The 10,306-nt window shown below is 47.8% G+C and carries 15 protein-coding genes; 9 read left to right on the plus strand and 6 right to left on the minus strand.

All coding sequences use genetic code 11. The features are described 5' to 3' along the window. Both NDA01_RS30330 and NDA01_RS30335 read right to left on the minus strand, forming a co-directional pair. Positions 1-1,485 (minus strand): ATP-binding protein (locus NDA01_RS30330; RefSeq protein ID WP_348230959.1); only part of this gene is annotated, 1,485 nt, incomplete at its 3' end. Between the two features lie 116 nt (positions 1,486-1,601). Next, on the minus strand, positions 1,602-1,844 hold the full coding sequence (locus NDA01_RS30335; protein ID WP_348230960.1) for a hypothetical protein: 243 nt from the start codon (positions 1,842-1,844) through the stop codon (positions 1,602-1,604). A 188-nt stretch (positions 1,845-2,032) separates the two neighbouring features. Here NDA01_RS30335 and NDA01_RS30340 point away from each other — a divergent pair, with 188 nt between their 5' ends. The 6 genes from NDA01_RS30340 (at position 2,033) to NDA01_RS30365 (ending at position 5,712) form a co-directional block, all read left to right on the plus strand. Beyond that, entirely contained in the window at positions 2,033-2,158 is a 126-nt protein-coding gene (locus tag NDA01_RS30340) for a hypothetical protein (RefSeq protein WP_348230961.1), read from the plus strand. A gap of 219 nt (positions 2,159-2,377) precedes the next feature. Next, positions 2,378-3,040, plus strand: a complete 663-nt coding sequence (gene ycaC / locus NDA01_RS30345; RefSeq protein ID WP_348230962.1) for an isochorismate family cysteine hydrolase YcaC — start codon at positions 2,378-2,380, stop codon at positions 3,038-3,040. A 149-nt stretch (positions 3,041-3,189) separates the two neighbouring features. Beyond that, positions 3,190-3,807 (plus strand): FMN-dependent NADH-azoreductase, encoded by a 618-nt coding sequence (locus NDA01_RS30350; protein ID WP_348230963.1) that lies wholly within the window; start codon positions 3,190-3,192, stop codon positions 3,805-3,807. A 46-nt stretch (positions 3,808-3,853) separates the two neighbouring features. Beyond that, positions 3,854-4,429 carry a putative antibiotic biosynthesis monooxygenase gene (locus NDA01_RS30355; protein WP_348230964.1) on the plus strand — a complete coding sequence of 192 codons (576 nt, stop codon included), beginning with the start codon at positions 3,854-3,856 and terminating at the stop codon, positions 4,427-4,429. 36 nt (positions 4,430-4,465) lie between these two features. Then, positions 4,466-4,741: a UBP-type zinc finger domain-containing protein gene (locus tag NDA01_RS30360; protein ID WP_348230965.1), complete on the plus strand. Its 276-nt coding sequence runs from the start codon at positions 4,466-4,468 to the stop codon at positions 4,739-4,741. A 35-nt stretch (positions 4,742-4,776) separates the two neighbouring features. Next, entirely contained in the window at positions 4,777-5,712 is a 936-nt protein-coding gene (locus NDA01_RS30365) for a DUF5996 family protein (RefSeq protein WP_348230966.1), read from the plus strand. Positions 5,713-5,735: 23 nt separating this feature from the next. On the opposite strand, the gene NDA01_RS30370 is transcribed toward NDA01_RS30365, so the two are convergent. The 3 genes from NDA01_RS30370 to NDA01_RS30380 all read right to left on the minus strand — a co-directional run bounded on the left by NDA01_RS30370 (position 5,736) and on the right by NDA01_RS30380 (position 6,756). Continuing rightward, positions 5,736-6,044, minus strand: coding sequence for a hypothetical protein (locus NDA01_RS30370; protein ID WP_348230973.1), 309 nt, complete (start codon positions 6,042-6,044; stop codon positions 5,736-5,738). Next, positions 5,942-6,295, minus strand: a complete 354-nt coding sequence (locus NDA01_RS30375) for a relaxase/mobilization nuclease domain-containing protein (RefSeq protein WP_431193590.1) — start codon at positions 6,293-6,295, stop codon at positions 5,942-5,944. Before NDA01_RS30375 ends, NDA01_RS30370 begins: the two co-directional genes overlap by 103 nt. A gap of 74 nt (positions 6,296-6,369) precedes the next feature. Beyond that, complete coding sequence (locus tag NDA01_RS30380) at positions 6,370-6,756, minus strand: plasmid mobilization protein (RefSeq protein ID WP_348230968.1); 387 nt, start codon at positions 6,754-6,756, stop codon at positions 6,370-6,372. 531 nt (positions 6,757-7,287) lie between these two features. Between NDA01_RS30380 and NDA01_RS30385 the strand changes: the two genes are divergently transcribed. The 3 genes from NDA01_RS30385 to NDA01_RS30395 all read left to right on the plus strand — a co-directional run bounded on the left by NDA01_RS30385 (position 7,288) and on the right by NDA01_RS30395 (position 9,276). After that, positions 7,288-7,542, plus strand: coding sequence for a hypothetical protein (locus tag NDA01_RS30385; RefSeq protein WP_348230969.1), 255 nt, complete (start codon positions 7,288-7,290; stop codon positions 7,540-7,542). Between the two features lie 102 nt (positions 7,543-7,644). Beyond that, complete coding sequence (locus NDA01_RS30390) at positions 7,645-8,472, plus strand: P-loop NTPase family protein (RefSeq protein ID WP_348230970.1); 828 nt, start codon at positions 7,645-7,647, stop codon at positions 8,470-8,472. Between the two features lie 15 nt (positions 8,473-8,487). Continuing rightward, positions 8,488-9,276 (plus strand): DUF6753 family protein, encoded by a 789-nt coding sequence (locus NDA01_RS30395; RefSeq protein ID WP_348230971.1) that lies wholly within the window; start codon positions 8,488-8,490, stop codon positions 9,274-9,276. A gap of 69 nt (positions 9,277-9,345) precedes the next feature. Here NDA01_RS30395 and NDA01_RS30400 read toward each other — a convergent pair whose 3' ends face one another. Beyond that, a complete protein-coding gene (locus NDA01_RS30400; RefSeq protein WP_488657390.1) occupies positions 9,346-10,188 on the minus strand; it encodes a PDDEXK nuclease domain-containing protein in 843 nt (280 codons plus the stop codon). Positions 10,189-10,306: the final 118 nt, after the last annotated feature.

Genomic DNA, 10,306 nt, shown 5'->3' on the forward strand with positions numbered 1-10,306 from the left:
TTCGATTAACTTCAACGTCGCAGAATCGATCCACTGTAGATCGTCTAAGAAAATGACTAGGGGATGCTCTTTTGCACAAAACGCCCGCACAAATCTTTGAAACGTGAGATTGAAGCGATTCTGTGCCTCAGTTGCTCCAACTTCGGGTATAGGCGGCTGCTTGCCAATGATTAACTCAACTTCGGGGATGACATCAATGATGATTTGTCCGTTGCTGCCCAGAGCAGTGAGCAGGCGCGATCGCCACACTTCCACCTGCTCATCTGGTTCGCTCAAGAGTTGCTGCACTAACTTTTGCAGGGCATTCACAATGGCGCTGTAGGGAATCTTGCGCCCAAATTGGTCAAATTTGCCAGAGATAAAATAGCCTTGGTTTGCTGTGACTGGTTTATGGAGTTCCTGCACCAATGCCGTTTTGCCGATGCCAGCATAACCGGAGATCAGCATCATTTCACGATGCGATAGTAGGGTAATGTCTTCTTCTGCTCCCCCACTTCGCCATTCCCCTACTCCCTCGTTCCCTGCCACTCTGTCGAAAGCCGCCAATAATGCTGCAATCTTCGCTTCTCGCCCATACAGTTTTTGAGGAATGAAAAACTGTTCAGAAACATCTTGCAGACCCAATGGCATCGGTTCAATTAAACCCACTTCTGCCAGTTGCTGCGCACAGCGTTCTAAATCTGCTTTGATGCCCCAAGCACTTTGATAGCGATCCTCCGCGTTCTTTGCCATCAGTTTCAAAATAAGATCTGAAACAGGTTGGGGAATCGTTGCGTTCAATTCATGCGGGGGAGCCGGCGGTCTGGCAATGTGGCAGTGGACTAGCTCTAGGAGATCGTTAGTGGGAAACGGCAATTGTCCCGTCAACAGTTCGTAGAAGGTTGCACCCAGTGAGTAGAAATCAGTGCGATAGTCGAGCATCCGGTTCATTCGCCCGGTTTGCTCTGGCGACAGGTATGCGGGGGTTCCTTCTAGAAGATGGAGACTTTTGAATGTGGGATTGGTGCGACTGAAGCGAGTGGCAATGCCAAAATCAATGATTTTGACAACGCTAGTCCTCGGATTAAAGACAATGTTGCCAGGATTAATATCTTTATGGATGACATGAGCCGCATGGATTTTGCCTAGAGTATCCGTAATGGCGATCGCCATATTCAAAAAAACCGACAGCGGCATGGGAGAGAAGTCTAATTGTTGCCGCATCCAGCATTCTAAAGACTCTCCACCAAAGTCTTCCAAAAGAATAACCAGCGTGCGCTGGTAGTCTTGCTGGCTGTATGCCTTGACTACGCCTTCAATATTGAGAAAGCGAGTGATTTCATATTCCTGCCGATAACGAGTTAAATCCTGAGGAGAGGGATAATCCTGCTTGAGAACTTTGGCAATCACTGCACAGTTATCTTGCTCTCTGATGCCCCGATACACTAAAGAAGCTAAGCTCTCATAGATTTTGCTGTGGATAGTAATTCCAGGCAGGGTAATCATTGAACGCTCCCCCATGAAGGACTGTCATCCGTTTCCCAAAGTATATCGCTTGCCAAACTTCAGAATATAAAGCTCCTTGTGTAGATCCTTTATATCCTGACTTGTAATTGCTCAACTCAGTAGCCAATCAGGCTGGTGTGAGGCAAGGGCATAGGAAATAGCCTGGAAGGCAGAGATACATTCAAGATCTCCCACAGGCTGCCTCGGAATCGAGAGCCGTATTGCTGAAGCGTTAAGGCAGCCAGGGTCTGTCGTCGTCGGTTCACGGCAATAGCTCGTAGTGACAACCGCTTCATTCGGGAGGCAAACAGGTGGTCGCCCGCATCAGAGGTGTGGGACATCGCTACCGGATTTTGCATTCAGACATTGATAGTCGATCGGTTGTACGAATGTACTTTCGATCAAATTCGGATTCTAACTTAAGTTAGAGCCAGCCTTCTACTCTGCGATGGCATGGTTAATCTATCAATTTGCACTGTAAAAAATTCAACTTGCTATAGGCGACAGCTTCAAGGCAACCCCCTATATTGAGTTTGTGCAAACAGTCATGCAATTTGATCAAGCAAGTAAATTGCACGGTTCCATGTTTGAAGGCATGAATATTCAAGGCGCAACTGGATTAACGCACACTCAAGCAGCGACGTTGAAAGCATTAGGAGCGATCGCACAGTGAAGCGCGACGCGAATGCCTTTACTCTGTGCTTAACTCGCGGAGCTTAAGTGGCGAAATTTGGCGTTGTCTTGCAGCCTCAGTTCATGGCGCGATCGCTTACGTCATCAACCCTTGAGAGTAAACAGACGTTTCACTTAAAAGCACAAGCAGAGATGTTTAGCTTTTGATTTCATTCTGCAATTCCTCATTCACCAATCACTCAAATAGGAGAATTACCTAATGTCTACATTCAAGTACAATCGTCTAGATAAGAATAATGCTGCGGTTCTACTGGTGGATCACCAAACTGGACTGTTCTCGCTTGTGCGTGATATTGGTGCTGCCGACTTCAAAAATAATGTGCTAGCGCTAGCAAGTGTAGCCAAGTTTTTCAACCTGCCTACTGTTTTGAGCACTAGCTTTGAGGACGGTCCCAATGGAGTCATCCTGCCGGAACTGAAGGAGAAGTTTCCTGATGCTCCCTTCATTCCGCGCCCCGGACAGATCAACGCTTGGGACAATGAGGAATTTGTTAAAGCCGTAGAAGCAACTGGTAAGAAGCAATTGATTATTGCCGGAATTGTCACGGATGTCTGTGTCACTTTTTGCACACTTTCAGCATTGGAGGCAGGGTATGACGTTTTTGTTGTCACCGATGCCTCTGGCACCTTCAATGAAACCTGTCGCGATGCAGCTTGGGATCGGATGTCTCGTGCTGGCGCTCAGTTGGTCAATTGGTATAGCGTTGTGGGTGAATTGCACCGTGATTGGCGTAACGATATTGAAGGGCTAGGTAATCTCCTTGTAGGGTTTAGTCCTGACTACAAAAATCTAATGACGAGCTATGCAGCAACATCAAATGCTGGCTCTGCCAATCGCGAACGCCTCATGACTCGTGTGTAACTAAGTGAATGTTGTCATTGCTCAGTGATCCAGTTCATTTGCGGCATTGCAGCAGCAGTGGATGATTTCGTGCATAAAATAGGGGCGACCGCCAGCGGTTGCTCATTCGTCTCCGCTACATTCTTCATTCACAATCTGAGATTTATCCTATGACCCACATTCTCCATTTAGATGCGAGTCCGCGTGGCGATCGCTCCATCTCCCGCACGCTCTCCAAAGAGTTCATTAATCAGTGGAAAATGGCTCATTCTGACGACACCGTAACCTACCGTGATATTGGGCATTATCCTGTTCCTTTTGTGAGCGAAGACTGGATCGCGGCTGCATTTACTCCCTCCGATCAACATACGCCTGAGTTAGCCGCTGCAATTCAAATTTCCGACGAATTGATCGACGAGTTTTTATCAGCCGATCGCTACGTTTTCAGTATCCCCATGTATAACTTCAGCATTCCCGCTAACTTCAAAGCTTATCTTGACCAGATTGTGCGAGTGGGACGTACATTCTCCGTTGATGAAGCAGGTTACAAGGGACTGGTTCACAACAAGAAAATGACGATCATTATGGCGCAGGGAGGAGCCTACCCCGAAGGTAGCCCGACCCATGCCTATGATTTACAAACACCCTACTTGCAACTCATTTTTGGGTTTATTGGGATAACGGATATCGAGTTTGTCTATGCCGATAGCTTGAATCTGGGGGATGAAGCCCGTGAGCTGGCGATCGCTAACGCTCAATCTGCCTTACAAGCCGCGATCGCGCATTAACAATCATTACTTTTCTGGTAGCTAAAGTTTTTTGAGGTCATGTCCAATGCTAGACCCACTGGTAGCCGGTACAGATGAAGAAACTCATCAGGTAACCGCTATCATTTCTCACTTCATCCGACCTGGGCGTGAGCAAGGGTATGAGGAATGGTTGCACGGAATTGCGACGGCTGCTCATCAATTTCAGGGACATTTAGGGGTCAATGTGATTCGCCCCTGTAACCCCGCTCAACCTGAATATGTGGCAATCGTCAGATTTGATCATTACAAAAACCTCAAAACTTGGCTGGAATCCAGTGTGCGGCAGGGCTGGCTGGAGCGGTTACAACCCTTGATTGAAAAGCCTGAAACCATTCAAACCCTGACAGGTCTAGAAACCTGGTTTACACTTCCCAACAAACCTGTTAAGGCTCCACCTCTGCGCTACAAAATGGTACTCGTGACATGGCTGGGAGTGTTTTTCACGATATCTATTCTCAATCATCTGCTGGTACCGCTCCTAGCGAATCTTCCGGTATTGCTTAGAACGTTGTTAGTTACAGGTCTAACGGTTGCCCTGCTCACCTACGTGATTATGCCGCGCCTCACCCAACTCTTTCGCACATGGCTGTATCCCATTTGATCAAGTACATATCTTGCACATTCACAGGAATCTTCCATGTCTTGTCAACACCTGAACGAACTGACGCTAGAAACTATGATTTCAAAAGCCAATTACCCGGTATTTCGCTGTGAGGAATGCCTTCGGGTTGGCGCTCGCTGGGTTCACTTGAGAATTTGTCAAACCTGCGGCAAAATGCTGTGCTGCGACTCATCTAAAAATCAGCACGCACGCCGTCATTATGAAGAAAGTGGACATGCGGTGATCAGTTCAGCCGAATTGGGAGAACAATGGCTGTGGTGTTTTGCCGACGAACAACAGAAGAACTATTGATCACGCGCCCCTTTTCTACTCGCGAGGAAACCACGATGTCAAATCAGCCTACCCTAACCTCAACGGATATTTGGCCGAGTTTACCCCTGGACGCATGGCAAGAGACCTATACCACCTTGCACATGTGGACGCAAATCATCGGCAAAATCCGATTTGCCCAAACTCCTTGGATTAATCATTCCTGGCATATTCCCCTCTATTTAACCGTTCGGGGACTGACCACTTCCACGATTCCCTATGGTAGCCGCATCTTTCAAATCGACTTTGATTTCATTGATCATGAGCTGCTGATTCAAACCAGCGAAGGGGCAAGACGGGCGATCGCCCTCTACCCTCGCTCTGTTGCTGATTTCTATCAGACCGTGATGGAAACTCTGAGAGAATTAGATCTTCACATCACGATTAACACCAAACCGAATGAAGTCCCTGACCCAATTCGATTTGAGCAGGATGAAACTCATGCTGCTTATGATGCGGATTATGCCAATCGATGCTGGCGAGTGCTGCTACAATCCGATCGCGTCTTTCGAGAATTTCGTTCACATTTTTCCGGCAAGGTTAGTCCGGTTCATTTTTTCTGGGGGAGTTTTGATTTAGCAGTGACTCGCTTTTCGGGGCGATCGGCTCCTGAGCATCCGGGAGGGGTGCCAAATTTACCGGATGTAGTGGCAAAGGAAGCCTATTCCCAGGAAGTCAGCAGTGCCGGATTTTGGCCTGGAGCCGGATTATCATACCCAGCGTTTTATTCTTATGCGTACCCAGAACCCGATGGGTTTAAGCAGGCTGAGGTTCGTCCTGATGCTGCATTTTACAGTAAAGAGTTAGGCGAATTTATTTTGCCCTATGACGCTGTCCGTGAGGCAGAATCACCGGATCAGATGTTGTTAGAGTTCTTGCAAAGCACCTACGAAGCTGCCGCCAGGTTAGGCAACTGGAATCAAAAGGAACTTCAGCAGTTGACGTTTAAGTAGCAACTGCATTCCTAAATTGGCGTTTAACTGGCAGATCTTAAGTGGTGAAATGTAGGACAATTTCGCAGACTTGTTCTGATTAATTCAGCATCTTTGGATGAGTCATAATTCACCCCCCGGTATTTCTGCAAGCCGATGAAAGTGTAGGCTTTTCCTAAATAAGTCCCACTGAAAGCAATCCCATTGGATTCATAGCTAATGCCTTTTATTTCTCCCGTCTGATGATGACTCACTCGAACACGAATTCCCTGCTGCAATTGGTTGAGCAATTGCAGCAAGGTGGCAGAATTTTGGGTCGCTTGATCAAGCGATCGCTGAAGCTGCACTCGCACACTCTCCTCACAATATGGGCATGATCGCGATCGCGATGTCGTACTACCGCATACTGATTCATATCAAAGCCCATGGCCTGGAGGTATTTTTTGGCAATCTCGTGCCAGATATCATTTTCTAGATGCTCAGAATGGGTCAGGCTCAAGGAGGCATGGTAAACGACTCGATTCACTCTGGGATTGAGCTGCTGAGAAAACTGGAATTCAGCTGCCAATTCCTGTGGCGTCGTTCCCTCCGTATTACAACCTATTCAAACTGCTCCATCCTTGCTAAATAGGTATTTGAGTAGCTTGCTGAAGCTTCGACCTTTAATTTGCTTGCCAATCACGATTCTTCGTTGATCTCTGTCATGAAATTCATCTCAACCAATTCCCGTCGCACCTGGCTAAGCAGGGTTCTGGTTTGAATGAGTAACGCCTGATCAACCACAATCAGGGTTTTTTGAGATGGGGTAGAAGCGTGGGCGTTAGCCTTTGGGCTCACGATGATCGCATTGGCAATTTGATTGAGACTGTCACTCATTTTGGTTAATTCCCAGTAGGTCAACCTTGCAATCCGAGTCACACGTCGGGGAAGTTGATTTTTTAAGGTCTTGGCACGAAATAACTCTGCCATCGTCAGGTGGTTCTCTACCGCCATACGGCGCACCTGCTCTTTTTCCTCAGCGTTGAGCGGGATATGAAACTTAATCGGACGTTTCTGAGGTGACATTTCAGCTAGTTAGCAAGATGGGAAACATGCTTCTCTAGCTTCGCCATTAATACGTGCATTTGTGATCCACCAAGCGGCTATCTCTTTTGCTGTTGAATGATGGAATCACTTTCTAGATCTACAATGCCATAATATTTTCTCTAAATAGATGAATACACATGACAACATGGCTTGCTCTGCATCCTGGGTTTTGAGCGATTGCTGTTGTCTGCCACGAGGTTGTGGGTCAACGGCGAAAAGCTGTAGGAAACCTGTGGAAGTGTGAGGGGTTTCACGGTCAACAAGCTTAATCTATTGAGAACATAATACCTTTAGCCCGTACGTGAATGGGCGTAGAAGTGGGATTGCGAAGCAAATTGCAGCAATATGTGAACTCCTGTGAGGGATGAAATATCAGGATTTCCTTTTTATCCACCTGGATGATGAGCATTCACATCGCCACCGCTAGGTTGAGAGAGCGACAATCTTACTACCCTACTTGTAACGGCTGACCTCACGCTGACCTTTGATCCAGGCTCTTCACTGAGCAAAGTGATTTATCACGGGTCCGATGGCAAACCGCGTCTGCTGCTCATGGAGCCTGAAGTCATTGAACTTGGTTTGGGTTCCATTCATACCTACTTGAAAAGCCGAGGCAATCTTGGGATCGCTCGCCCTGAAGATGAGGCTTGGTTGCAATGTGGGGGTGATCAACCGTGTCAGGTTGTCGGTTGTCTAGCACGTCAGTTTCTGGCAACCGTGCGAATGAATCCGCGAATGTTTGCAGCTGCTAATTCCCTCGGCTGAATCTGCAACGATCGCATACACCCAGGGCGATCGCCCAAATAGCAACGTCCAGCCGGTTGAACAGGCAACTCGAACCATGTGGCAATAGAAGAGGAAAGTGTAATGGCAACCATTCATTTCATTGATGGTGAGAAAGGCGGTGTCGGAAAATCTCTATTCGCTCGTGTGATGGTGCAACATTGTATCGATCGCCAGCTGCCCTATGTGCTCGTAGAAGCCGATCGCAGCAATCCAGATGTGGGTGAAGTTTATCCCAAAGAATGCGAACACGTCATCTTCAGCGAAGCAGAGCGTAAAGCCTATGACGCAGATCGCATCTTTGACCTAGCAATCAAAACCCCAGTCATTGTCAATCTCCCCGCTCAAGTTTTTTCAGCCGTTACCGATTGGATTGATCGCAATGGGGTGCTGGAGATGGGGGCACAACATGGAGTGAATATTTGCAAGTGGTTTATCTGCACGGGTGGCTATGACAGTGTGCAACTTTTCATCCAATCTCTGAAGCGGTTTGATGGCGAAGTGCAACACATCTTTGTGCGTAATTGGGGACTGTGTGATGACTGGTCTCATCTGGAGAGTCGAGAGGAGCTTCAACAACTTCTAGCCAAGCAAAAAGTTCCCGTGCTTGATTTTCCCAAATTCAGCTACAGAGAACGAGATCACCTCGATGCCCAGCGAATTCCTTTTTCGGTAGGCAGGGAAAGCGGTGAGTTAGGGGTTTTGGGCAAGCAGCGACTCCATACGTTTCTCAAGAGCGCTTATCAGGCGATCGATCAGGTAAACATTTGGAAACGCTCCCCATCAGAGGTGAGTTCTTCCCAGACAACTGTGATGAATGGGAAATCAGCGGAAGCGGGAGACAGTGACGTTAAACCAGCTGAATCCACAGCCAGTAGCGCTAAATCCCGTAATAGCAAACGCTCTAGCTAAGGGAGGTGAAAACTCATGACCCATTCCCAACCAGTAGAACCACCCCTGGATCTCGATGATGAATTCCTAGACTCGATGGTTGCCCGAGGCAAAGGGCTGAGTCGGATTCCCTACCCAACCCTACTCGACCTGGCAATTCGCGGTAAGGATGATTCCTTTAAGGCTAGGGTGTGGGAAATTGTCGTGCAAACGGGAGTTGACCCAGATGATCCAGCCTTCTTGATGCTGGTCGCAACGGGTAGGCTAGAAGTGCTCTTGGAGGATAGTCCCAAAGAGATGGAGACTCTGTTTGATCAGTGGCAGACACAACTCTATGACCGACTCCAAACCTATGAAAAAGTGGCAATTAAAGGACAGCAAAAAGCGATCGCCCAAACTGTCTCTGCTTTGATTCGTCGCACTGAGTTTGAGCGCGCCATTCATTCAGTACCCTCATTGATTGCAGCGGGGGCATTGCTCCTAATGACAGCTGGACTAGGAGGACTTCTGGGTGTGGCTGGACTTGCTTGGAATCAATCGCGTCGTCCGCTTGATCCTAGCGGACCTCGTCAACTGACGCTGGAACAAGCCAAAGCCTTAGATTGGGCAACCAGCACCGAGGGGCGCTTTGCTCGCAATTTGATGAGCTGGAATCAGGACTTGCTGAGCCGCGATCGCCAGGGTCAGCTGGCTTGTGCTAGGGAAGTGCAGCGATTGGGGGTCACGCTGGAAATGCGACCTGAGCAAAAAGCGATCGCCGGGTTCTGCACCCTCTGGGTTCAGCCTTCCAATCAACGCCAATTTGTCCCGACCCAAAAGAATTGAGCAGCGCGCTCACATTATCGCGCTGGAATCATCTAGCCGCCTGTTGGACAATTGAGCATAGCCTAGGTCTCAATCTTGTTTTTCTATATCTCGCCCTGCTTCAACTTCAACGGATAGGATGTTTAGCTGAGTTTCTAACTCCTCGATTGTGGGCAAATTGCCTTTGAGTGGCTCTGGTAATGCATTTTTGAGCTGATAGGTTGAAATGCCAATGGGCTTAGCCACGTCTCGCAGCGCATACTCTACCACCGTTTGATCCTGGGTTTTGCACAAAATAATGCCGATGGTGGGGTTGTCTGCAGGACTACGTAATAAGTCATCCACAGCCGACACATAGAAGTTCATCTTCCCCGAAAATTCTGGTTCGAATTCAACCGTCTTGAGATCGACCACGACAAAACAATGCAGACGGAAGTGATAAAACAATAAATCCAGTCTGTATTCCTTCCCACTCACCTGAATTGAATATTGACTGCCCACAAATGCAAATCCAACTCCCATCTCCAACAAAAACTCTCGAATGTGTTGAATCAAAGCAGTTTCGAGTTCTCGTTCCTGCGCTTCGGGGCCTAAACTCAAGAAGTCAAAATTATAGGGATCGCGCAGAATTTGCTGGGCTAAATCCGATTGGGGTTGAGGGAGGGTTTGATTGAAGTTGGTGAGGGCTCCTTCTCCTTGCCGTCGATACAATCCACTTTCCACTCGCTGAGTGAGAACGCTGCGGCTCCAGCCATGTTGAATGGTTTCTTGGATGTACCACAAACGTTCCTCTGAATCTTTTACCTTGTCTAGCAGCATACAGTTGTGAAACCAGGGAATTTGTCCAGCAAGCTGCTGGACAATTTGTGGATCTGGGTAAGCTTCGGCAAATAAGCGCATGTACAGCAGATTCGTACGGGAAAAGCCTTTCATCTCCGGGCGTTGCTGAATAGGTAATGATTTAAGCTGAGAGAGGAATTGTTCGATACTTCAAATAATGCAGCAGCAACCGAAGTGAACACTTCAACATCTCAACTGATTTGGAGTAGCA

Source organism: Trichocoleus desertorum AS-A10 (assembly GCF_039962155.1).
Classification (GTDB): Bacteria; Cyanobacteriota; Cyanobacteriia; order FACHB-46; family FACHB-46; genus Trichocoleus.

What these genes read in the sequence shown, in the direction of transcription:
- NDA01_RS30395 (WP_348230971.1), top strand. Translation starts at nt 8,488, where the DNA reads ATGACCCATTCCCAACCAGTAGAACCACCCCTGGATCTCGATGATGAA.
- NDA01_RS30340 (WP_348230961.1), top strand. Translation starts at nt 2,033, where the DNA reads ATGCAATTTGATCAAGCAAGTAAATTGCACGGTTCCATGTTTGAAGGC.
- NDA01_RS30400 (WP_488657390.1), bottom strand. Translation starts at nt 10,188, where the DNA reads ATGAAAGGCTTTTCCCGTACGAATCTGCTGTACATGCGCTTATTTGCC.
- NDA01_RS30380 (WP_348230968.1), bottom strand. Translation starts at nt 6,756, where the DNA reads ATGTCACCTCAGAAACGTCCGATTAAGTTTCATATCCCGCTCAACGCT.
- NDA01_RS30360 (WP_348230965.1), top strand. Translation starts at nt 4,466, where the DNA reads ATGTCTTGTCAACACCTGAACGAACTGACGCTAGAAACTATGATTTCA.
- NDA01_RS30365 (WP_348230966.1), top strand. Translation starts at nt 4,777, where the DNA reads ATGTCAAATCAGCCTACCCTAACCTCAACGGATATTTGGCCGAGTTTA.
- NDA01_RS30355 (WP_348230964.1), top strand. Translation starts at nt 3,854, where the DNA reads ATGCTAGACCCACTGGTAGCCGGTACAGATGAAGAAACTCATCAGGTA.
- NDA01_RS30390 (WP_348230970.1), top strand. Translation starts at nt 7,645, where the DNA reads ATGGCAACCATTCATTTCATTGATGGTGAGAAAGGCGGTGTCGGAAAA.
- NDA01_RS30350 (WP_348230963.1), top strand. Translation starts at nt 3,190, where the DNA reads ATGACCCACATTCTCCATTTAGATGCGAGTCCGCGTGGCGATCGCTCC.
- ycaC (WP_348230962.1), top strand. Translation starts at nt 2,378, where the DNA reads ATGTCTACATTCAAGTACAATCGTCTAGATAAGAATAATGCTGCGGTT.
- NDA01_RS30335 (WP_348230960.1), bottom strand. Translation starts at nt 1,844, where the DNA reads ATGCAAAATCCGGTAGCGATGTCCCACACCTCTGATGCGGGCGACCAC.